We start from the raw sequence: 21,922 nt of genomic DNA, 5'->3' as shown, positions 1-21,922 counted from the left end.
TAATTACCCGATCTTCCTTTTAGTGTTAATAACATTTACCCCGTTAAAACGTGCCGTGGCCGACCCGTGCGATACGGCGCTCACCTGTTGCGGCTGGCCTTTGCCATCGCTAAACGAACCGCCCAAACGGTAGTCGCGCTCATCGCAAACGCCCGCGCACGAACTCCAGAATTCGCGGGTATTGGCCTGGTAAGCCACATCGTTGATCTGGCCAACGATCTTGCCGTTCTTGATCTCGTAGAACAGCTGCCCGCCGAACTGGAAGTTATAGCGCTGCTGATCGATAGAGAACGAACCGTTGTTCACGATGAAGATGCCTTTCTCAACGCCCTTTATCATATCTTCCTGCGATAATGGTTTTTTACCCGGCAACAGCGATACGTTAGGCATGCGCTGAAACTGTACCGAATCCCAGTTATCGGCATAGCAACAACCTTGCGATTGGTTCAATCCAACCATTTTAGCCTGGTCGCGGATGGCCTGCAGATTAACCAGCACGCCGTCTTTAATAATTTCCCATTCGCCGCATTTTACGCCTTCGTCATCATAACCTACCGCGCCTAATGACCCTTTTTGCAGTTTATCGGCATGGATATTCACATGCTCGCTGCCGTATTTAAAGGTTTTTGATTGCAGTTTGTCCAGCGTTACAAAGCTGGTACCGGCAAAGTTGGCTTCGTAGCCCAATACACGGTCAAGCTCGGTCGGGTGCCCAACCGATTCGTGTATAGTTAACCACAGGTGCGATGGATCAAGCACCAGGTCGTACTTACCCGGTTCAACCGATTTGGCCTTTAGCTTTTCGCCTACGTTTCGGGTAGCCTGCTCCATATCTTCCAGCATATCGTAACGCTGTTTGTAACGGGTAACCACACCGGTTACCTTTTCTGAAGCTATCGGGTTAAGGTATTCATAACCCAACCCCATCGGCGAACTCAGCGATGGCTGCGATTGGAATTCGCGCGTGTTAGGATCAATTTTAGTTACCGAAAAATTTGGTGAGATACGGTGGATATCCTGATCGATGTACGAACCATCTGTAGATGCGAAGTATTTTTGCTCGTTGATCATAGATATGCCCGAGTTAACAAAGTTAGCGCCGCCTTTTGTTGCGATGGCGTTAGCCGCCAGCAGCAGTTCAACTTTCTCTTTTATCGGTACTTCAAAAGCGTTCTTTTCTATCGGGGCTTTCCAGCTTACTTCGCCATAGCCTTTTTGCGGGGCCAGTTCAACCGGCTTACCACCAATTTTGGCGTTGGCTTTGGCTACCGCAACGGCGCGGGCAGCTGTTTTGGCCATACCATCGCGGGTAACATCGTTAGTAGCGGCAAAACCCCAGCAACCGTTGGCGATAACACGGATCCCCACACCGAACGATTCGCTGTTGGATACGTTCTGTACACGTTGTTCACGGGTAGCCACAAATTGCGACAAATAACGACCAATGCGTACATCGGCGTAACTGGCGCCGGCGGCTTTAGCGGCGTTCAATGCCACGTCGGCCAGGGCCTTTTTGGCTTTCACGTCGATGCTTTCCAGCGCTTGCTGCGGGTCGATAGACCGCCCAAATGCCGACAGGTTAGGCAGCGCCATAGCACTGGCCCCTAATCCTGATAAATAAATAAAATCTCTGCGTTTCAAGGTTTTTCCTCCTTTTTGTTTGTTTGGTTTTAGTTTAGTTTTTATAACGATATGATCGTTGCCGATCGTTTTAGCTGAAGAACTTGCTTTCGGCCCAAAGGAATGTTGCCGCCACTAAAAATAGGATATAAAAATATATTTTGGGCACGGCGGCATTGGTTTTTTGCCGTATTTGTTTTGTTACGATGCTTTCGACCGGGTTAGCTTTGGCATATTTTGCGGTCAGCATCGTTTTATTGGCCGCGGCCATGGTTTTCCATTCACTATCCTTCCATGCATACCACCAAAAGCTTGAATCATTGTAACCGGTAACCTGCTGCCAGCCATAATTAGCAGGCCAGTAAGTAAACGTTTGTTTGAATAAGATACCGGCATCCCGCGCCGGGTACGCAACCAAACCGTTGATCTTTGCCGCACCAGCAATACTCCCGCTTTCGCTTATCAGTTGCACAGGTTCATTTACACCTGCTATGCCCTGCGCTACCGACCAGTTTTCTGTAGCAGGTACTCTGCGCGCTGCCTTGTCTATCAGTAGCGACCATAAAGCGGTATAGTCCGACTTATTACCCGACAGCATCCAGCTGTAAGTATTATTAATGGTGGTAAAAAGCACTTTCCCCGCCCCGTTAATGGTAATGCCGGATAGCGTATGCCCACGTTCATCGCTAACTAAAGCCTGCATATTATTTTGCGGGGCGATATCAATTGGGTCGATGTTTAGTTTAGCGGTTTTGCCCGCGCCCTGAATAGTTACGGTTGATAAAGCAGCCTGTTTACCAGCCTGGTAATTCAGCGCGAAGCCATCCTGCAGCCAGGTTGTTTTTTTATCGCTGCTATCGGCCCTTACAATTAGCCCCAGGCCTTTTTGCGAAACCTGTTCGTGCAAGGCCGAATTTTCGGACACGCTTAATTTTTTGAACGATGATAGGTCGCCAACTACCACATCGAATTTGCTCAGCAAGGTGGTATTGATATGCGAAAGGTCTGCCTGTTCGGTATTGATAAATTCCTGCCCGGTTTTGCCTTTGGTAATAGCCGAGCGCGATGCCACGCTGTAGCCATTGGCACCCAGCCAGTCTTTTAAAAACTTGGTTTCAAAATCGGGGGATGATGAAAGCATCAGCACTTTCAGTGGTTGGGCTTTATTTATGATGACAGGCATGTTTTCCTGTTGCAGCGTATCCTTCCCGTTCAGCGCGATCAAACTGTAAACGGCCCGCCCCGCATTTTTGGGCGTAGTTTTAAGTGCGAATGGGGGCTGTGATCCCGCTGAGACTCGAATCGAATCTAAAGTGGTATTCAGGCCTTTTAAAACAAGGTCAAATGTTTTGGTTGATGTGTTTTTATATGCTCCCTGTACACGGAACTGTTGCCCCGTTTTTACGTGGTCTGTCCAGCTCACCGACGTAAAACCATCGGAAATAGTAGAGGGATGAAAGATAACGGGCCTGCCCGATAACTGCTTTAGTTCATCTGTACTTAAACCGTGACCGTATATATGTACTGGACTGATATGCGCACTATCCGCAAATAAATCCTGCACATCATCCAGTAACTTGGCTTTTGGGTATTGCTGATGGATGGTTTTATCAAGCGTAAAAACGCGGTCGTTCTTGCTTAAGCTATCAGTATTGAAACCATCGGTCAATAATATTTTACCTGCGCCGGCGCTGCTTGTAACGGTTGTTGAATAGCTGAGTGGTAAAACCACACATACCAAACTGATGGGGGCAACTATAGCTGCTATCATCCGCCAGAATATATGCGCTTTATTAACCCGCTGATACTCGCGCCAGGCCGCGAAGGCGGCCATTAACAAACCAATTATTATCACTGCTATATTCCAGGTCATGGTTTGTTTTTAAGATTTTGGTAATAATGTTGCGCCAACCCCATATCGGGCAGGGTAGTTTGACTTTGCGGCACACGGGCGCTTTGTGGCAATGTTCTTTGTATGGCCCGCTCTACCATGTCGATATCCGACAGCACAGGTTGTTTATCTGATAATATGCGGTTCATGGCACTCACCGCCGATAAGTACACGCCCGGCTGTGCCGATGCTTTTACGCTGAGTTGCTGCCTGGCCAGTTGCAGGTTATGGCGCTCGGCAGGGGCAATTGTACGGCTTAGCCTGATCTGTTCCAGTAATTGCACGGCGTTCTTCAGCGTCTCGAACTGGTCAGTACCCGGCTTCATTTCTTGCCTGTTGCTTGGCTGGATGATCTTATCCAGGTCGCCCGAGAGGCGTTTCTCCATCTTTAGCGGACTGGGTTTGTACGATGTTTTGGCCACATAACTACGCGACTTTTGCTGCAGGTCTTTTAGTAGTCGCAGCGCTTTGTATTCGAATGGTAGCGCGTCCTGTGGTTTGTACATGCGCAGGCGCAGTTCGGCGTTCCACATTTCGGTAAGGGTGGCTTTTAGCTGGGCCTTAATGCCCGGCTCAAAAAAGGTGGCATCCTCGGCATTGTCGTGTTTATCGGTATAAGCGTCCAACAGCATTTTAGCGTTGCTGAAATTTTCTGCCTTGGCCAGTTCATCATTTTCGGACAGTCCGCCCACGTTTGATTCCTCTTCCTCACCCAAAAACTTGCCATAACGCAGGCGCAGCATTTTCTGGTCGGCGCCTATCTCGTTGCTGGTCTCGTTAAATTTCTCCTTGCTCAGGCTGTCGCGGCCTTTCAGCAACTTCTCGGTATCCATAATAATTTGCCGCTGGCTGCGGAAATATTCGGGCTTTAGGTTGCTGCCGTTAACGATGCCGTCCATACTCAGCAGCGCGGCGGTATCCTGTATGGTAACTGTATACACATCGGTACGGCTTTTTTGCTGATGATTGTCTTGCGCTTCAATATAAAAATAAAGTTCGTCGCCGGGTTCCATATCCAGCTTAGGAAGATCGAACATGTGCTGCAAATTATAGCTGCTGCTGTGCGCCATGAACGCCTCGCCAAAAGGTATCTTATATTCCTTAAATTTTACGCCTTCGCCGCTGCCTTTGGCCACAGTAGCCAGTATCTGCGCGCTGCTAATGCCGTAGTCGTCGGTGATATTGGTGGTCAATGTTACCTGCGGTTTTTCGCCGGCATCTATATAGGTATACTGCTTAGGCGTTTTAATATGTATCTGCGGGGCATTATCCTTAATAACTTCAATTTGATACAGGTCAGATAGTTTGTCATCGATATTCACCTGGTAAAAGCCGGGCTTGTCTATGGCTTTTTGGGCTGTCCATTCGGTACCTTCTACATTGGGTTTAAGGCTTAGTGCCTCACGGTCGTTAAACAGCAGACTTAGTTTTTTTACGGCGATATTGGTGCGGATGATCCAGTTCACTACCGAACCCTCCTCGGCCAGGATGGTGAACTTATCCTGTTCGCGTTTGGGTTTGTTGGTGTAGGCGGGCGGTGCGATGGTCAGTTCTATATTGTCTACCTGCGGCAGTACTTTCTCTTTTTTAGGAAGCGGTGTAAGGAGATTATCACCCGTTACGTGCATTACCACTTCCGCTTTGTTGGCAAAATTTGCTAAAATGCAGGCCACCAAAAGGCAGCACGCCGCTATAATTAGCCGTTTGAAAAATGCTTTGGGTAGAGCAGGTACATGCGCTAATGCCACTTCAACCCGGTTTACCTGTAGGTTCTGTAATAAAGTAAGTTCACCGGATGGCTTGAGCACTAATTCGGCGCTTTCTTCTAACCCGGGATAGCTTCGGTTCAAAAAGCCTGAAACCGTAAACGCGGTGATCTGCCATGGTTTACGGACAAAAAGAAAAGCCCCGAAAGTGATCGTCAGTATAATAGCCCCCATAAAAAGGGGAGTGCTAAACATGAAATGCAGGGCGTTAATAAAGTATAAGCCTATTAATACCAGCAAGGTAATGGTTATGGATAGCATCAGGTCGGCTGCTACCTGGCAGATGATCCACCATCGCCTCAGGCTGTATATCTTATCGCTACCTTTCATATCAGCCATTGGTTAAGGTGGTTTTAATTTGCGTGGCCAGCCAGCGTTCGGCCATGAACGTGATCGCCAATAATAACCACAGGTAATTGGCCAACGATGTATTTTGCGTTGATGTATCCGCGGTGTTTTCGTTATCAGCTACATAAGTAGGTTGCAGTTGTTCGGTGCTGATAGCCCGGTGTTCGTACTTAGCGTTCAGCGTTAATGCTGACTGGGTTAAAGCCATCAGCCATTTGGGGAAAGCATCGTTCCACACCAGGTCGTTCCATGCGGGGTTGAAGCGGCTGTAGAAATGATAGGTTCCTGCATCTTTACTTAGAACAGCCTTGCCGAAACCATCCGCCCAAATAACATCGCCCACGGGTTTCGTATCGATAGTTTTATACAGCGGTATCTTAACCTCTCCTTGCGATAGTGCATAGCTATCAGCGTTGCTTATCCACGAATCGATCCCTGCTATTTTACCCGCTTTGTAACGGAAGACATTTTGGGCCTGATGTACTAAGGTTTGCCCTATAGGTTGTTCTGATAACCAGAACAGCCAGTCTTGTTCCGTCGGTATGTTTTGTACTGATGAATATTGTTTGATGATGGTCTTACGCTGGGTTAGTTGCGCAACGGCATTCAGTGCGGCTTTTAAATAAGCGGCATCCGTGGTGTTTTTATCGGTATAGATAGTGATATGTTGGGTTGTCGTATCAACGCTTATTTTTTTATCTTTTGAACTTATAACCGGTACCCCATGCTCAACACTCGCTTGGTAGGTCGAACCGTTTTGCCCCCCGTTTTTAATATCGATGTACTGGTAATTAGTGCCCGATGGAGCAGATGTGCCCTGCATCACCCGGATCGAACCGTTCGCGGTTAACCAGGCCGCGGCAGGCCAGGTGCGGACGGAATCGGCAGGGGTATAAGTATGCCAGATGACATGCAGGTTGGTTTGTGGTTTGGCACCTGTAAAATGGTTGATGGTATTTGTAGTGAACAATTCCACTGGTAAGGCAGCGGGGATTTTACTGCTCAATGCACGGCATAGTTGCCAGTAATTTAGACTATCCTGTAAAGCTATCGAATCGGGGCGGGTTTTTACCAGTTCGGTTAGACTTTCTTTTTTAAGATCCTGCCTGAAGTAATGAAACTCGTAACCTGCTTTGGTTAATGAGTCTATGCGCGGTTGAAAGTATTTGTAAGTTTGCAACAGGTTTACCTCCGGTATTAATATCCAACCTTTAGCTTTCCCGGCTTTAAGATGCTGTTGCCAAAAGGGCACAGCCAGTATTAATGCCAGGAGCGCCAACATCAGGCAGCGTAAGATCAGCAGCAAAATATCCATCAACTTAAAGCTGCGGCTGCTTTTTGGCGATGATTCGGTGAATAAACTGATACTGCCCACCTTCAGCGTTTTGCCCGGACGGATATTCCACAGGTGTATCGCCACCGGGATGCTGATAGCAGCCAGTGCCAGTAACCATATGGGGGAGGTAAGTAGCAAGTTCTAAGTTTTTAGTCTTAAATTTTTTTGTCATTTCGAACGTAGAGAGAAATCTTCTACGCCATGCTTATCGCACGTATAAGATTTCTCCCGTTAGTCGAAATGACAAATTGTGTTAAAGAAAGCCTTTGGCTTTCAGCTTTTATTCCTTTGCACCAAAAAATCACGCAGGGCCTTATCCAGTGGCTCGGCGGTGCTGATGATGCGGTGAACGATGTGCTTGCCCAGCAGTTCCATGCGGATACCGGCCAGGTGTTGCTGTAAATTCTGTTTGTAGGCCTGCGCCTGTTGCGGACTGATCTGTATCGTTTCGCCGGTCTCCAGGTCTTCCAGTGTGCTGAACCCTTTAAAGTCCAGATCGAGCTCGTTTTGTCCCATCACCTGGAAAACAATTACCTCGTGTTTCAGCGCCGCCAGCGAGTCTAATAGTTTACTGATCTCACCGTCCTGCTGGTACATATCGGTGATGAAGATCAGTAGTTCCTTGCGGTTCGCGCCCGTGAATAGTTCTTTGTAATGCACGGGCTGCGTAAACTTGCCCGCTGGTTTTACTTGCTCTAATTGGTAATACAGCCGCTTTAAATGCTGCGGATCTGCCCGCGAGGCCAGCGAGAACAAGCCGCCATTTTGGAAAACGTAAAGCCCCACGGCATCGCCCTGTAAATTGGCCAGATAGGCCAGCGACGCGGTAAGGTAACGGGCATAGTCTATCTTTTTTATGCCGTTATCTTCGTGATCCATACTGGCGCTGGCATCAACCAAAAAACGCACAGATATGCTGGTCTCTATCTCCGATTCGCGAATATAATATCTGTCCGACCGGGCGAACATGCGCCAATCCAGCCAGCGCAGGTCGTCGCCTGGTTGGTAGCTGCGGTATTGGCTAAACTCCAGTCCGGGGCCTTTTACCGTGCTTTTGTTAAACCCGTTCATAAAGCCATCAACAACCGTTTTCGCCAGCAGGGGCAAATCTTTTATGGTGGTGAGTACTTTGGGATCCAACATTACTTAGTGGCTATTTATGTGCAAATGTGCGGATATGCAAATATGCAGATGGAAACAGTACAGGCATTTGCACATACGCACATCTGCATATTTGCACATTACAAGGTCTTCGGTCGTTCAATAACTTTTATCAATTCCTCCGTAACCCTGTCTGATGTGATGTTCTCGGCTTCGGCTTTAAAGTTCATCAGTATACGATGGCGCAGCACGGGTGTGGCCATAGCATGGATGTCTTCTGGTAGTACGGCGTAGCGGCCTTTCAGCAGCGCCCGTGCTTTGGCGGTAAGTATCAATGCCTGTCCCGCCCGCGGACCAGCCCCCCAGCGCACCCATTCTTTTACATAAGGTACAGTAGTGCTATCTGGCCGTGTGGCGCGGATGATCTGGCTTACGTAGCGCACCAGGTCTTCGTTAATATTTACCTGCCTTACCAGTGCCTGTGCCTGCTGTATCTCCCCGGCGGATATGACCGCTTTTACATCGGCCTTTTTTGTGCCGGTGGTACGGCTCAATATGTCGAACTCTTCCTGGTCGGTAGGGTAGCCTATTTTTATCAGTAACAGGAAACGGTCAAGCTGTGCCTCAGGCAGGGGATAGGTGCCCGCCTGTTCGATGGGGTTTTGGGTAGCCAGTATAAAGAAAGGCTTATCCAGCGGATAGGTTTGCCCGCCGTAGGTTACCTCAAACTCCTGCATAGCCTCTAACAAAGCCGACTGTGTTTTGGGCGGTGTACGGTTGATCTCGTCGGCCAGTACAATGTTGGCGAACAGCGGCCCTTTGTTAAATTTAAAGAAACGCTTGCCGGTGGAATGATCTTCTTCCAATATCTCAGTGCCGATAATGTCGGTCGGCATTAGGTCGGGGGTGAACTGGATACGCCTGAACGACAGCTTTAGCGCCTGCGACATGGTTTTTACGATCAGCGTTTTGGCCAGTCCGGGTACACCCTCCAGCAGGCAATGCCCGCCGGCCAGGAAAGCTACCAGCAGTTCGTCGAGGATATGATCCTGTCCAACTATTACTTTTTGTATTTCGTTTTTTAGCTGCGGCAGTTTATCCAGCAGGGTCTTAATATCTTTTTCCGTCAGTTCGGCAGTCATAGTTAATATTTGTGTGCCGGTATTGGTATCCGGCGTTGTTTTTTGATCAACATCACAATATAGGGCGCTTTTTACATAAAAGAAACCCGGCCTTGTAAAAAGCCCAATAAAGTATCGCGAAAATTACAAGGCAGGCAAACAAAAGTGATTTCCGCATAAAATATTATACTACTTTTAAGGTTTTAGAAACAGATGCCTATTAGCCCCAAATTTACATTTGCCCGCTTCAGCTACCACTCCGGCGATTGGGATACCGATCAGCGGATGCCATCGAATATCCTCAACTCGCTGCTGGAATATACCACCATCCCCTTCGATACCAAAGAAAAAGTGGTGCCGTTAAGCAGCCCGGATATTTTTAATTACCCCTTTTTTTACCTGAGCGGCCATAAGCTGGTACAGTTTGACGCGCAGGAACGGGCGAACTTTAAAAAGTATGTGGAAAATGGCGGTTTTGTATTTGTTGATGATTGTAACCACGATATCGACGGGCTTTTCGCCAAATCATTCGACGCGCAGATGGCAGCATTGTTCGGACCGGCAGCGCTGAAGAAAATTCCCAATAGCCATCCTATTTATAGTTCGTTTTTTAAGTTTGAGAAAGGCCCGCCCAATACCAGTTTTGAACTGAACGGCTGGGGCGATGACCTGATACACGACTACCTGAAAGCCATTGAAATAAAAGGCCGCATAAGGGTGTTATATAGCAATAAAGACTACGGCTGCGAGTGGGATTACGATTTTCGCAACAAGCGTTTTTTGGCCGAGGATAATACCAAATTTGGGGTGAATATTGTGGTATACGCGATGGGGGGGTGAGGAAGTTTGCAGTGGAATAACCAATTAATTTTGAATCGACTTTTCTAATAACGCCACAATTTCCTCATGTCCTTTTTTCTTCGCCCAATTTAATGGGGTAGCCCAGATTGCGCCGGCTTTACGAATATCGGCTCCATGCTCAATTAAATATTGCACCATTTCTGTTTGGCCCCAGCGGGCAGCCAGCCCCAGCGGTGTGGAAAGATAGGCTTCGTCAATAAGGTCAAGGTCGGCACCATGGCTAATTAACAATTCAGCTTTGTCAATAAACCCTTTTTGCGCCATATCATGCAAAATGGAGACATGTTGCCAGCTCATGGTATTGGGGTTCATGCCTTTTGCCATTATATAGCTTGCCGCATCGTAGCGCTCAAAATAATAAAATTGCGTCCACTTCAATATATCGGGTACTTTGGCGCCGTGGCTCATTAGCAGGTCTATCATTTCACGATGGTTTCTCTTGGCCGGCATGGTGAGGATACCCTCGCCCCAAAAATAACTTTCGTCCAGCGCAAATTCGGGGTGTTGTTTTAAAATGGCCGCTGTTCTGTTAAGGTTGTTTTTATCTACAGCCTGCTCAAACTCATTTTGCAGCGTGGTGCGGTTGTAAAATACGCGGCCATTGTCGCCTTTAAACCGGTGTTTCGCGGGGGTGTTCTCATACTCATCAAGCAGTTGTACAATGTGGCTATATCCACGGTCATCGGCAACGGTTTGCAAACTATCCAGGAAAGGGTAAAAACGATAGGATGGATCGTGCGCGCCGTTATCGAGCAGGTATTTTACCATTTCGGTATGCCCCTCGCGCACGGCGAAATGGATGGGCGGCGCATAGTTGTACTGCGCATAGATCAAACCAGGGCATTTATTAACCAGTTCCTTTACACGTGATAAATTGCCCTCGTAACTTGCCGATAATATTTCCCACACCTTGGTAGTGGTGGATATTTCGCCATTGCCCACTTCTTTAGGCAGTTCCTGTTTTAAATCGTTGGGCCGGATCATCATTGTTATCAAATATAGCGGTTTGGTGTATACTGATCTGAAAAATAAACAACTGTAGAATAGTTATTTAAATAGATTTTTTAATTTTTATTTTAACCTTTTTAGTTTATCAGCGTCATATCATCATAATTAGGAAAGAGGCCGTCTCATAAGTCAATTATGAGGCGGTTTTTTCGTTGATGCCGATTTAGATGAGTTATTAGGAAAGCGGGACTGTATCAGCCTGCTTTCGATTTTTTTGAGTTGGTTCAGGTGTTTTTATCGGATAAAAAGCCTTTTTTATCAGGCTTTCCACTTTCTGAGGTTATGTGCGATGGATAATAACCCTATTTCGACCTCGGTTTTGGACATTCCCTTCAGCAGGAATCGCCTGAAGCCGTGATTATGCTTCAGGTTGGCGAACACCGGTTCGACATCTGCGGGCCGTCGCTTTCGGTATTTGATGCCCTGTTCGGTATTCAATCTTTCTTTCGCTATCTGCTTGTGTATTCTAAGGCTGTGGTTGATCTCCACCACGCGGTTACCGGCTGCTTGGTGACAAACGCCCCGCATGGGGCAGTTTTCACAATTCTGCGCCTGATAGCGGCTGATCAGTTGCACATAGCCGGATGTGGTGACCCGCTGCCCGGTGCCGATATGCTGCATGTGTTGTCCCATCGGACATACCAGGTAATCTTCCTGTTCATTATAGTGCAAACTGTCATTACCGAATGCTTTGATGCCTTTATTTTGTTCCTGGTCGAACGTGTTGTATTTGATATAAGCTTCAATGCCTTTTTGCTGTAATACGCCATAGTTCTCGTCCGAACCGTAGCCCGCATCGGCCACTACCGCTTTTGGAAGTGCATGATATAAAGTTTCGTATTGTTCGATGTGTGATGGAAGGGTCTGGTAATCGGTTGTGGTTTGGTGCAGGCTATAGTTCAAGATGAACTGCTCCTGGGTGGAGATCTGCAGATTGTATCCGGGTTTAAGCTGCCCGTTCAGCATAGGGTCTTCTTTCATCCGCATGAAGGTGGCACCCGGGTCGGTCTTCGAAAAGCTGTTGCGACCGCCTAACAGCTTTTCCTGCTCGTCATACCGGGCCAGGTTCTCCGGCCAGTGCTTTTTGGCATAGTTCAGCTTCTGCCTTACTTTCTTATCGACATCTTCCTTATCGTCCAGGGCGGCGTTGATCTTTGAGATCGTTTCTTTTACTTTTTCCGGGTTGATCTCGCTGTATTCCAGCGGTGCGGTGTCTTTAAGTTCTTCGGCAGCGATGGTTTGCGCATAACTCCACAGTTCATCCAATTGGGCTTTCATCTTCTCCTTGCTGTTCTTAATGCTTTTGCCCCATACAAAAGTGTACTTGTTCGCTACCGATTCGATCTTGGTACCATCGGTAAAAACAGCTTCTTTCAGCGAGACGATACCTTCCTGCTGTAATAACAATACGATCTGTGAGAAGATCTCCTTTAAAACACCCGACAGCTTCTCGCTCCGGAAACGGTTGATGGTATTGTGATCAGGCTTTTTCATGCCTAAAAGCCACATGAAATGTACATTCTGCGCGGCCTGGTCTTCCAACTTCCGTGAAGAATACGTGTTGGTCAGATAACCGTAGATCAGCAGCTTGAGCATCAGCCGCGGATGAAAGCTGGATGCCCCGCCGCCTTTATACTTGCGGTTAATCGGTTTAACATCTACCTGATCGACCACCTTCGATACAATACGTACCGGATGACCCTGCGGTACCAGTTCCTCCAGTTTATACGGTAAAAAGGTTAACTGGTCAGGATCATATTCCTTAAAGACTACTTTTCCTCCCATGCCTTTAAGTTACTGAAAATTACGCTCAAAAACAAAGAGGCTGCCTCGCTTTTGAGACAGCCTCTTGTGTGTTCAACCTACATCTTTTTAATATGAAAAAAATAATGGTGCTGATTTTGGTACTGGGTACCACAGCCGCAACCTACGCCCAGGACTTTAACAACAACAGGGCAGATTATGGTCGCCCATACGCTCAACGCTATCGCCGGATCTTATCTCCCGGAGAATTTGCCCGTATGCAGGATATGATCAAAAGAGAACCGTTTAAGGATGGTAAGAGAAATATTTTTAAATTGGCCCTGCAGGGCAGGTACCTTTTGGTAGATCAGCTGAACGATGTTTTAAAACAAATTACCTTCGACGATGAGAAGCTGGATTGGGCGCTGATGGCCTATCCGTTCACAGCGGATACACAACACTTTTACCAGTTGCGCGATAAGTTTAGTTTTATCAGCACCCGCGATAAGTTCGATCAGTTTTTGCAGACCGCTGTTGATAACGATCGCCCACGCCGAAAGGATGTATTCAGTCGCGATGAGTTTGCGAGGTTACAGGTTCTGGTGAATAAAGAACCATTTAAAGACAGTAAAAAGAAATTGATAGAAGCGGCCCTGCAGCGTAACCTGGTGACCGTAGCGCAGGTAAGCGAATTGTTGCGCCAGTTTACTTTTGATGATGATAAGCTGGATGTAGCGCTGATGGCTTACAATTATACCGTTGATATACAGAAATATTATTTGCTGCGCGATCAGTTTACGTTTTTAAGCAGTAAGGAGAAGCTGGATAAGTTTTTGTTATCGGCGGGATAAATGGGGAAATATTATTGATCTGAACGGTTTGAATAAATTCCAAACCGTTCTTTTATTGTACCATACGATACATATTTAGCGGTATTTTCCGTGGCGAGCATAGTATCAATCATTTTCTTATACTCATCAGTCAACTCAAGTTTCTGTTGCACCGCCGTCTTTTCACCTTTATCGTTAACTATATATTGCGTTGCCATACTCAAAGATAACAGGTTTGACTTTTGAAACATAACTACTTCGATCATTATTCGTAAATTTGCCCCGATAATTTAACGCACCTATATGAATGCTGATGCTATAAAGCTGTTGCCGGGCAGGTACTGTAATTCGCTTACCGAATATTCGCGTTTTGTAACACGCGAGGTAAACATTGGCGATGTGCCGCTGGGGGGCAATAACCCCATCCGCATACAAAGCATGACCACTACCGACACCATGGACACTATAGCCACGGTAGAGCAAAGCATCCGCATGATAGATGCCGGCTGCGAATACGTGCGCATCACCGCGCCCAGCATTAAAGAAGCGCAGAACCTGGCCGAGATAAAAAAACAACTGCGCGCCCGCGGCTACACCACACCGCTGGTGGCCGATATTCACTTTACGCCCAACGCTGCAGAGGTGGCTGCAAGGATAGTAGAGAAGGTGCGCGTTAACCCAGGTAACTATGCCGATAAAAAGAAATTCGACCAGCTTACCTATACCGATGCTGAATACCAGGGCGAGTTAGACCGCATTTTTACTAAATTTACCCCGCTGGTGAAAATCTGTAAGGAGTATGGTACGGCTATGCGTATCGGCACCAACCATGGTTCACTAAGCGACAGGATCATGAGCCGCTATGGCGATACGCCGCAGGGTATGGTCGAGTCGGCCATGGAGTTTATGCGCATGAGCGAGTCGTTAGGCTACTACAACCTGGTGGTAAGCATGAAGAGCAGCAACCCGCAGGTAATGGTGCAGGCTTACCGCTTACTGGTAGAAACCATGGTAGCCGAAGGCATGAACTACCCGCTTCACCTGGGCGTTACCGAAGCCGGCGACGGCGAGGATGGCCGCATCAAATCGGCCGTGGGTATAGGCACATTGCTGGAGGATGGGCTGGGCGATACTGTACGTGTATCCCTTACCGAAGAACCCGAAGCTGAAGCGCCGGTGGCCATCGCGCTGGTTAATCGTTACACTCAGCGAAATGCCGAAAGCGAAAAGCATAAAGCAACGGATGGAAAGATTTCGGCTTTCAGCCTTCAGCCTTCAACTTACTCTCCCTACGAATACAAAAAACGCGAAACCTACGAAGCGAATGCTTTCATTGGCGGCCATATGGTGCCGAGGGTAGTGGTAGATATTTCAAAGCTTAACCTGAAAGATCCGGCGATACTGAATGCCGCTGGCTATCTGTATTCGCCGGTGCTGGATAAATATAACATGGGTGAGCAATCGGTAGATTTTGTTTACCTGGCCGATGAATTGCCCTCGTTCAGTATGCCGGGCAACCTGAAGCAACTGTATAATTATAATACCTGGCTTAAACTAAGCGATAAAGCACAATGCCATCCACTGTTCACCCTAAAAGAATATATCGCTCCCGGTTCCGACCGTTCTTCGACTATGAACCTGGTGCGCATTACCAATGCCGATCTGGATACGGATGATTTTGGTTCGATACAACTGGATAAATCGCTGGTATTTGTCCTGGAAACCAACGAAACCCACGGCATGGCCGATCAGCGCGCGCTCTTCTTTAAGTTAGAAGAAATGGGGCTGGATGTGCCGGTGATAGTGAAGAGGAGCTATGGGAAAGACCATGGACCATGGACCATGGTCCATGGACAGGAAGAGATTACCCTCCTGCAACTCTACGCCGCTACCGATTTTGGTGCTTTACTGGTTGATGGTTTTGGCGATGGTATTTGGATAGATGCCCCTGAAGTAGCTACGGATGTGATCACCTCTACCGCTTTCGGTATTTTACAGGCTACCCGTTCAAGGATATCAAAAACCGAGTATATATCGTGCCCAAGTTGTGGCCGTACACTGTTCGACTTGATGGAGACTACCCAGATGATCCGCAGCCGTACCAGTCACCTTAAAGGGTTAAAGATCGGTATTATGGGCTGTATAGTAAATGGCCCCGGCGAAATGGCCGATGCCGATTATGGTTATGTAGGTTCTGGCCCGGGCAAGGTTACCCTTTACCGCAGTAAGGAAGTGGTGAAGAAGAACGTAGGATCGGAAAACGCGCTTGATGAGCTGATCAATATCATCCGCGAGGATGGCAACTGGATAGAACCGGCCTAAAACGTAGAGACACGATACTTCGTGTCTCCAATATAATCGAAATAAAAGAGACACGAGGTATCGTGTCTCTACATTTTTACTTCTCCGCGTCGTTCGCGCTTCCCCATTTGCCTTACAACAAAAACCCCTTTCTGTATGATTCAGCATTTAACAGAAGCCCAATCGACGCAGAGAAATATCACTTTGTTTTTTAAAGCTTCAACTTAAAGGCAGCAGCTAATACGCCGCTATTCTGCATGTCGTTGTTTTTGGCCAGTAAAATATCCAGTACCTTGTTCATGCGGTCCCTTACCTTCTTTTTGTCGATATTCAAACGGCCCTTTATGGTTTCGGTATAAAGCAGGCGGTTACTATCGCCGTAAAACTTTACCGTATGCAATTTGGGCTGATGGATATTACTTTCTACTACCCAGGTACCATTTACCCTGGTTTGTGCGCTACTGCTTAGTATCCACAGCGATACTATTGTTATGGTTAGGATTGCTTTTTTCATGATATGGTTGTTTAAATTACAGTACTAAGATATAGCTGTGTAAAGGCATTAAATAGTATAACCGCTACTCGTCGTTATACCGCATATCAACAACATTTCACCTGCTACAAACTGCATTTGTAGCGGTATCCGGAAGATAAGGCCCGATTTTATGCATTTCGTCCGTTGTATGGCGCTGTTAGTCGATAAGCCGGTCGCGCATGCGGTTAATTGTTAAGCTTATGCGTAATTTAGCGTGATGAATAGCGTGCCTTTTTCGCGATTAAAGGTTGACCGTGTAACAGCGCATGTTGTTTTTTGGATTTTTGTGTTTATAGCATTCACTACCATATATTCGGTTCAAAGCACTTATCTCATCTCCGCCCGTAATAACCTGTTTTATGTGCCCCTGCATATCGTATATTTTTATTTAGTGGCTTATTGGTTACTGCCTGTTTACCTTTTCAATGCCCGTTATATAAGCTTCGCGTTGTATTTACTGGGTATTATGTTTATGGTGGCGGTTATGAGCCGTTTAGTTTATATATGGTTTGTATCGCCTTACCTGATAAGCCATAGCCCTAATATTAATTGGGGGTATATTGAAGAAGCAAAACATACTTTTTGGCAAAGGCTAACCGATAGGGTAAGTTTTATCAACGCGCTGAAGGCCATTAATATGGTGATGTGGTTTGGGCTGGTAATCAAACTGTTTAAGCTTTGGTACGAGCGTAAGCAAGCCGCCCTGCAAGCCGAACTAAACGCTTTGAAAGGTCAGGTACACCCGCACTTCCTGTTTAATACGCTCAATAACCTGTACGCGCTTACGCTCAATAACTCACCCCGCTCGCCGCAGGTGGTAATGGGGCTGTCGGAGATGCTGCGCTATATGCTCTACGAGTGCAATGCTGATAGCGTACCGCTTGCCAAGGAGATACTGATGCTGCAACAGTTTGTGGATCTGGAGAAGCTGCGTTATGAAGACCGGCTGGATCTTTCCTTTAGCATCAGCGGTGATACCAGCCAAAAAACGATAGCTCCGCTACTCATGCTGCCCTTGGTGGAGAACGCCTTTAAACATGGCACCAGCGAAAGCATGGGCGATTCGTGGATCAATATCAACATTAACATTACGGGCGATAATCTGCAATTGAAAATATCGAATAGTAAGCCCGAGATCGTCAACCCCGAAAAGTACGAGGGACATATTGGGCTGGAAAATCTTAAAAAGAGGCTTGACTTGCTGTATCCCGCGGCTCACAAATTAAAGATACTTGACGATGATGATGCCTTTTTGGCCGTATTAGAATTAAAGCTGCAAACACAGCCACAACCTAAACAACAAATGGTAACCGCATGAAATTACGCGTACTGATAGTTGACGACGAACCTCACGCCATTGAGGTGATAGAGAATTACCTGGCCAATTTCAATAATATGGAGATTGTTGGTAAGTGCAATAATGCCATCCATGCGTTCCAATTGCTGCAGCAAAAGCCCGTCGATTTGATGTTCCTGGATATCAAAATGCCTGGTATTACCGGAACCGACCTGCTAAAAAGCCTGAAGAACCCGCCAAAGGTGATCTTTACTACAGCCTATAGCGAATACGCGGTAGATGGTTTTGAACTAAATGCGGTTGATTACCTGATGAAACCCATATCGTTCGATCGCTTTCTGCGGGCTATAGACAAGGTGTACCAGCTTAACGACAACAAGCCGACCGCCGTCATCGGCCACGAAAAGCCGGTAGGGGATACCGAGGCTTTCCTGTACCTCAAAGTAGACCGCAAAACCATCAAGATAAACGTAAATGATATTTTGTGGATAGAAAGCCTGCGCGATTACGTAAAGGTGATTACCCCCGACCAGGCTTATATCAGCAAACAAAAGATCAGCTTTTTAGAGGAAATGCTACCCGAGAATAAGTTTGTGCGCATACATCGCTCATTTATTGTTTCGCTTTCGCGGATAACATCATTCTATTCCTTTGCTGTCGAGGTTAATGGCCATGAACTACCTGTTGGCCGCAATTATAAACAGGAAATGCAGAAGCGGTTAAAGGGCGAGCATTTGCATTTTGTGTAGCATCTACCTCGTCATAGCGATAGAGGGGGGAGATCTCAACTCAAAGGCGTAAACTCCGCAAACAGCCCATGTGTTTCCGGCAACTCATTTAGTGGCACATAATCGCAAACCTCTGCATATTCGGCCCACATTTTATGCACTTCTTCGTTGCGATGCGCCTGTTGTATAGCCTCAGGCGATAGCCATTCGAATATTTCTATCAGCGTACCATCAGCTGTTTCCAACAGGATAGGATCGCGGCCGGTCACCAGGCCTTGTTCGCGCAGGCGGGGTACATGGGTGTCTGTTAACTTCCTCAAAGCTTCGGCCTTGCCGGGTTTGGGTTTATAGGCAACTATTACAATGCGTCCCATAGCTTACTGATTTTATTGCTAAATATACAAAACTTATAGGCGGGCAACCTGTTATTCAATATAATATAAACAGGGGAGGGAATATGTTTTGTAATCATTGGTCTATATTAATTCATCACTGGGTGATGAATTCTATCGCGACAGCAGGTAAATAATAAGAGCCTAACTCATAAAAGGCTTCCACCATTTCGTGTTTAAACCTTTTTCTTCAACTTCGGCAGGCGTGCCCGGCGTGGGCATAAACAGGGTGATATCTTTCTGTTTGGCATATTTTAGCAAACGTTCGGCCGGCTCGTACCAGGCATGCGGTGCCAGGTTAAAGGTGCCCCAGTGTATGGGCATCATTACCTTGCCTTTAAGGGCCAGGTGCGCGTCGGTAGCATAATCAGGCCCCATGTGTATCTGCGGCCAGTATTGCCCGTAGGCGCCAACCTCCAGCATGGTTAGATCAAACGGACCGAAAGCTTCGCCTATGTCCTTAAATCCTTCAAACCAACCCGAATCGGCCCCGAAGAAGATATTATGTTTAGGGCCCTTAATTACAAACGATGACCATAATGTGGTGTTGCGGTTTACAATGCCGCGGCCCGAAAAATGCCGGGCAGGGGTGGCCGTCAGCACACAATCATGCCCTATCATCATGCTGTCGCCCCAATCCATTTCGTTAATATAATTTTTCACTATACCAAAATCGGCCAGGTACTGCCCTACACCAAGCGAACAGTAAAAAGGGATAGTTTTACCTGCAAAAAATTGCATGGTAGCTTTGTCCAAATGGTCGTAATGATCATGCGAAACAATAACGGCATCCAGCGGCGGCAGATCGGTAAGGGCCATAGGCGGCGCAAAGAAACGCTTGGGACCAATACTTTGCGAAAACGATACCCGCTGGCTCCAAACCGGGTCGGTAAGGATGCGTTTGCCATCAATCTCTATCAACAAACTCGAATGACCGGCCCAGGTTATCCTTAAACCGCTTGCCGGCGGGGTGTTATAAATAGCCGTATCGGTTTTAAACGGACCTAATGTTTTTTTAGGGATGTTTTCGGCCTTGTTGGTGGCGTATTCTACTAATATGGGCAGCAATTTACCCAGGCCGCCATCGCTGGTGGGTATGGGGTTAATATATTTTCCTTCTTTTTTACGGGATCCTGCTAAGGTCATTATAATATCGGCGCGTACAGCTTGTTTGCTTTAGGGGTAATGCAAATTAAGCTAAATGTTGTTAGCAATAAACTATTGTTACAAACTAATTACTCAAAAATCGGGCCGCTGCATCGCAAAATTCCTGTAACTCAACGGTTAATGTTTTTGACGGGTAGGGATGCGGCACATTGAAAACATGATCGGCATTTTTAACAATTACCAATTCGGCGTTTGGATGTACCGCTTGCAATTGGTAAGCCTGCTGTACAGGGATGGTTTCATCCTCTTCTCCGTGCACGATCAGCCAGGGTTGGGTAAGTTCGGCGGCTTTGGCCAGTATATTCAGTCGCACGGGGTTACGGTCAAGGTCGTCGAGCAAACTGGCCTTTACCGGCATCTGTATGCCCAGACGCTGATTCTCGAAGTATTTAATGCCCTGCATGCGCCACTGCTGCTCCTCATCGGCCGACCATAAGGTACGGAAGCCGCCAATAGAAGCCATGGTAATTAACCGGTTAACTCGCTTATCATCGGCCGCTTTAATAATACTGATGCCGCCGCCCATGCTGTGTCCCATCAGGCAAACGCTTTGCGCGCGGGGCATGGCGCTGCCGTTGCAGGCAAAATCTATCACGGTGCCCAGGTCATCCAGTTCCTTTGTGAAAGTGTTCTCGCTAAAGGCTATCATATCGGCAAAATCTACCGGGTTATCAGGCGTGGTGCCATTGTGCGAGAAGTTGAATTTCAGGAAGCGGTAACCCAGCCGGGCAAAGTATTCGGCTACCAAATTATAAGCGCCCCAATCTTTAAATCCCTTAAAACCGTGTACGAAGATGATCATCGGCCCTTGTGGGTTGGCATCGTCAAAAGTAAGGTCGGCCAGCATTAAGCGGCCGGAAGAGCCGGTTAGCGTGTAGGTTTCTTTTCTGATCATATACGTTAAAATGCCACTTCTTCAACAACGATATCGGTCTTTCTAATTACTAATGTATGGGCAAACAGATCGCCCACGCGCTGGCATTTCGGTGTATTATTGATACATATCATAGCAGGGATACCCCATATACCAAGGTCAACTACATCCAGTATCCGCCTTTTTAACGCATCCTTAAATGTAATATTTTCTCCACTCTCCTTTACTACTTTCAATCCACAAATATCATGACCAGGCGTTGAACCGTTATAAGCCTCTGTCACGACAAAATATAAAAACCATACTGCAAAAACAGGCAAGGCTGGCAGGCCGTTAACTGCCTTTCCCCCATCCTCAGTTGCAGTACCCATATACGAAACGTATACAAAAGCGAAGATAAAGTAAATGGCATAATCGATTAGCGTAGCCGCGATCTTTCGTTTGATGTTTGTTTGGTAATTGATGTGATAAACTTTCATTTGGTAGGATAGGCTGTATTTAAAACAATGGCATGGACAAATATAATCTTTTGCCTTACTTTATCTTAGCCTGTAGCTATTTCCTATGCCACCAAACCCAAACCATCAGCACCGGTTGCAACAACACTCTTATCCATGCCCCCAATTTAGTAACATGTAAGCTGCCCAGCATAAATGGCGCATCTATCACCATTTGGATATGTACGGGCATAAAGGCAGCCAGCATCAGGATAATGCCCCAAACGGCTATGGTACGGGTTTTTGAAAAGGTCAGCATCAGCGCGAACAGCACCTCGAAGCTACCCGCCAGCACATTCATTAATTTGGGAAAGGGGATGTATGCTGGAATAATATGGATGTAGCCCTCGGGGTGAACAAAATGATTAATGCCTGCACCAAAATATCCTAAGACGAGAACCCCTATACTAACATTTTTAAGCTTATGCATTGACTAATGTACGAAAATGGTCAATTTTTGGTTTTGTTTTCATTGTAAGCAACTGTATATAAATGTTTTGCGTAAT

The 21,922-nt window shown here is 46.8% G+C and carries 20 protein-coding genes; 5 read left to right on the top strand and 15 right to left on the bottom strand.

Annotation, left to right across the window (positions count from 1 at the left end):
* Positions 1-3 precede the first annotated feature (3 nt).
* The 6 genes from HQ865_RS14080 to HQ865_RS14055 form a co-directional block, all read right to left on the bottom strand.
* Complete coding sequence (locus HQ865_RS14080) at positions 4-1,641, bottom strand: TldD/PmbA family protein (RefSeq protein WP_202020389.1); 1,638 nt, start codon at positions 1,639-1,641, stop codon at positions 4-6.
* Between the two features lie 70 nt (positions 1,642-1,711).
* On the bottom strand, positions 1,712-3,493 hold the full coding sequence (locus HQ865_RS14075; protein WP_173415498.1) for a hypothetical protein: 1,782 nt from the start codon (positions 3,491-3,493) through the stop codon (positions 1,712-1,714).
* A complete protein-coding gene (locus HQ865_RS14070; RefSeq protein WP_173415497.1) occupies positions 3,490-5,616 on the bottom strand; it encodes a DUF4175 family protein in 2,127 nt (708 codons plus the stop codon). Before HQ865_RS14070 ends, HQ865_RS14075 begins: the two co-directional genes overlap by 4 nt.
* Positions 5,609-7,099, bottom strand: coding sequence for a BatA domain-containing protein (locus HQ865_RS14065; RefSeq protein ID WP_173415496.1), 1,491 nt, complete (start codon positions 7,097-7,099; stop codon positions 5,609-5,611). Before HQ865_RS14065 ends, HQ865_RS14070 begins: the two co-directional genes overlap by 8 nt.
* A 135-nt stretch (positions 7,100-7,234) precedes the next feature.
* Positions 7,235-8,104: a DUF58 domain-containing protein gene (locus tag HQ865_RS14060; RefSeq protein ID WP_173415495.1), complete on the bottom strand. Its 870-nt coding sequence runs from the start codon at positions 8,102-8,104 to the stop codon at positions 7,235-7,237.
* 98 nt (positions 8,105-8,202) lie between these two features.
* Positions 8,203-9,204, bottom strand: coding sequence for an AAA family ATPase (locus HQ865_RS14055; RefSeq protein ID WP_173415494.1), 1,002 nt, complete (start codon positions 9,202-9,204; stop codon positions 8,203-8,205).
* 192 nt (positions 9,205-9,396) lie between these two features.
* Between HQ865_RS14055 and HQ865_RS14050 the strand changes: the two genes are divergently transcribed.
* Complete coding sequence (locus HQ865_RS14050; RefSeq protein WP_173415493.1) at positions 9,397-10,023, top strand: DUF4159 domain-containing protein; 627 nt, start codon at positions 9,397-9,399, stop codon at positions 10,021-10,023.
* A 24-nt stretch (positions 10,024-10,047) separates the two neighbouring features.
* Here the strand turns inward: HQ865_RS14050 and HQ865_RS14045 are convergent, their stop codons facing one another.
* Together HQ865_RS14045 and HQ865_RS14040 are read right to left on the bottom strand one after the other, a co-directional pair.
* Entirely contained in the window at positions 10,048-11,031 is a 984-nt protein-coding gene (locus tag HQ865_RS14045; protein WP_173415492.1) for an ankyrin repeat domain-containing protein, read from the bottom strand.
* Between the two features lie 279 nt (positions 11,032-11,310).
* On the bottom strand, positions 11,311-12,837 hold the full coding sequence (locus HQ865_RS14040; RefSeq protein ID WP_173414705.1) for an IS1182 family transposase: 1,527 nt from the start codon (positions 12,835-12,837) through the stop codon (positions 11,311-11,313).
* A gap of 92 nt (positions 12,838-12,929) precedes the next feature.
* On the opposite strand from HQ865_RS14040, the gene HQ865_RS14035 reads away from it, so the two are divergent.
* Entirely contained in the window at positions 12,930-13,646 is a 717-nt protein-coding gene (locus HQ865_RS14035; protein WP_173415491.1) for a DUF4476 domain-containing protein, read from the top strand.
* A gap of 11 nt (positions 13,647-13,657) precedes the next feature.
* Here the strand turns inward: HQ865_RS14035 and HQ865_RS14030 are convergent, their stop codons facing one another.
* Positions 13,658-13,891 (bottom strand): hypothetical protein, encoded by a 234-nt coding sequence (locus HQ865_RS14030; RefSeq protein ID WP_173415490.1) that lies wholly within the window; start codon positions 13,889-13,891, stop codon positions 13,658-13,660.
* A 37-nt stretch (positions 13,892-13,928) separates the two neighbouring features.
* On the opposite strand from HQ865_RS14030, the gene ispG reads away from it, so the two are divergent.
* Complete coding sequence (ispG, locus tag HQ865_RS14025; RefSeq protein WP_173415489.1) at positions 13,929-15,947, top strand: (E)-4-hydroxy-3-methylbut-2-enyl-diphosphate synthase; 2,019 nt, start codon at positions 13,929-13,931, stop codon at positions 15,945-15,947.
* A gap of 190 nt (positions 15,948-16,137) precedes the next feature.
* Here ispG and HQ865_RS14020 read toward each other — a convergent pair whose 3' ends face one another.
* Positions 16,138-16,440: a hypothetical protein gene (locus HQ865_RS14020; RefSeq protein WP_173415488.1), complete on the bottom strand. Its 303-nt coding sequence runs from the start codon at positions 16,438-16,440 to the stop codon at positions 16,138-16,140.
* A 238-nt stretch (positions 16,441-16,678) separates the two neighbouring features.
* Between HQ865_RS14020 and HQ865_RS14015 the strand changes: the two genes are divergently transcribed.
* Complete coding sequence (locus HQ865_RS14015) at positions 16,679-17,779, top strand: sensor histidine kinase (RefSeq protein WP_173415487.1); 1,101 nt, start codon at positions 16,679-16,681, stop codon at positions 17,777-17,779.
* Complete coding sequence (locus HQ865_RS14010; RefSeq protein ID WP_173415486.1) at positions 17,776-18,507, top strand: LytR/AlgR family response regulator transcription factor; 732 nt, start codon at positions 17,776-17,778, stop codon at positions 18,505-18,507. The genes HQ865_RS14015 and HQ865_RS14010 overlap by 4 nt, the downstream gene beginning before the upstream one ends.
* Positions 18,508-18,542: 35 nt before the next feature.
* On the opposite strand, the gene HQ865_RS14005 is transcribed toward HQ865_RS14010, so the two are convergent.
* The 5 genes from HQ865_RS14005 to HQ865_RS13985 form a co-directional block, all read right to left on the bottom strand.
* Positions 18,543-18,860 (bottom strand): hypothetical protein, encoded by a 318-nt coding sequence (locus tag HQ865_RS14005; protein WP_173415485.1) that lies wholly within the window; start codon positions 18,858-18,860, stop codon positions 18,543-18,545.
* A gap of 162 nt (positions 18,861-19,022) precedes the next feature.
* Entirely contained in the window at positions 19,023-20,024 is a 1,002-nt protein-coding gene (locus tag HQ865_RS14000; protein WP_173415484.1) for an MBL fold metallo-hydrolase, read from the bottom strand.
* An 85-nt stretch (positions 20,025-20,109) separates the two neighbouring features.
* Positions 20,110-20,940 (bottom strand): alpha/beta hydrolase family protein, encoded by an 831-nt coding sequence (locus HQ865_RS13995; RefSeq protein ID WP_173415483.1) that lies wholly within the window; start codon positions 20,938-20,940, stop codon positions 20,110-20,112.
* Positions 20,941-20,945: 5 nt separating this feature from the next.
* On the bottom strand, positions 20,946-21,398 hold the full coding sequence (locus HQ865_RS13990) for an RDD family protein (protein ID WP_173415482.1): 453 nt from the start codon (positions 21,396-21,398) through the stop codon (positions 20,946-20,948).
* A gap of 76 nt (positions 21,399-21,474) precedes the next feature.
* Entirely contained in the window at positions 21,475-21,846 is a 372-nt protein-coding gene (locus tag HQ865_RS13985; RefSeq protein WP_173415481.1) for a DoxX family protein, read from the bottom strand.
* Positions 21,847-21,922 lie beyond the last annotated feature (76 nt).

It is taken from the genome of Mucilaginibacter mali (assembly GCF_013283875.1).
Taxonomy (GTDB): domain Bacteria; phylum Bacteroidota; class Bacteroidia; order Sphingobacteriales; family Sphingobacteriaceae; genus Mucilaginibacter; species Mucilaginibacter mali.
Note: the sequence above shows the minus strand (reverse complement) of the source record. Positions and strands in the feature narration are given on the sequence as shown.

Coding starts and splice junctions, on each gene's coding strand:
- HQ865_RS14075 (WP_173415498.1), bottom strand. CDS start 3,493: ATGACCTGGAATATAGCAGTGATAATAATTGGTTTGTTAATGGCCGCC.
- HQ865_RS14070 (WP_173415497.1), bottom strand. CDS start 5,616: ATGGCTGATATGAAAGGTAGCGATAAGATATACAGCCTGAGGCGATGG.
- HQ865_RS14060 (WP_173415495.1), bottom strand. CDS start 8,104: ATGTTGGATCCCAAAGTACTCACCACCATAAAAGATTTGCCCCTGCTG.
- HQ865_RS14055 (WP_173415494.1), bottom strand. CDS start 9,204: ATGACTGCCGAACTGACGGAAAAAGATATTAAGACCCTGCTGGATAAA.
- HQ865_RS14050 (WP_173415493.1), top strand. CDS start 9,397: ATGCCTATTAGCCCCAAATTTACATTTGCCCGCTTCAGCTACCACTCC.
- HQ865_RS14045 (WP_173415492.1), bottom strand. CDS start 11,031: ATGATGATCCGGCCCAACGATTTAAAACAGGAACTGCCTAAAGAAGTG.
- HQ865_RS14040 (WP_173414705.1), bottom strand. CDS start 12,837: ATGGGAGGAAAAGTAGTCTTTAAGGAATATGATCCTGACCAGTTAACC.
- HQ865_RS14035 (WP_173415491.1), top strand. CDS start 12,930: ATGAAAAAAATAATGGTGCTGATTTTGGTACTGGGTACCACAGCCGCA.
- HQ865_RS14030 (WP_173415490.1), bottom strand. CDS start 13,891: ATGATCGAAGTAGTTATGTTTCAAAAGTCAAACCTGTTATCTTTGAGT.
- ispG (WP_173415489.1), top strand. CDS start 13,929: ATGAATGCTGATGCTATAAAGCTGTTGCCGGGCAGGTACTGTAATTCG.
- HQ865_RS14020 (WP_173415488.1), bottom strand. CDS start 16,440: ATGAAAAAAGCAATCCTAACCATAACAATAGTATCGCTGTGGATACTA.
- HQ865_RS14015 (WP_173415487.1), top strand. CDS start 16,679: ATGAATAGCGTGCCTTTTTCGCGATTAAAGGTTGACCGTGTAACAGCG.
- HQ865_RS14010 (WP_173415486.1), top strand. CDS start 17,776: ATGAAATTACGCGTACTGATAGTTGACGACGAACCTCACGCCATTGAG.
- HQ865_RS14005 (WP_173415485.1), bottom strand. CDS start 18,860: ATGGGACGCATTGTAATAGTTGCCTATAAACCCAAACCCGGCAAGGCC.
- HQ865_RS14000 (WP_173415484.1), bottom strand. CDS start 20,024: ATGACCTTAGCAGGATCCCGTAAAAAAGAAGGAAAATATATTAACCCC.
- HQ865_RS13995 (WP_173415483.1), bottom strand. CDS start 20,940: ATGATCAGAAAAGAAACCTACACGCTAACCGGCTCTTCCGGCCGCTTA.
- HQ865_RS13990 (WP_173415482.1), bottom strand. CDS start 21,398: ATGAAAGTTTATCACATCAATTACCAAACAAACATCAAACGAAAGATC.
- HQ865_RS13985 (WP_173415481.1), bottom strand. CDS start 21,846: ATGCATAAGCTTAAAAATGTTAGTATAGGGGTTCTCGTCTTAGGATAT.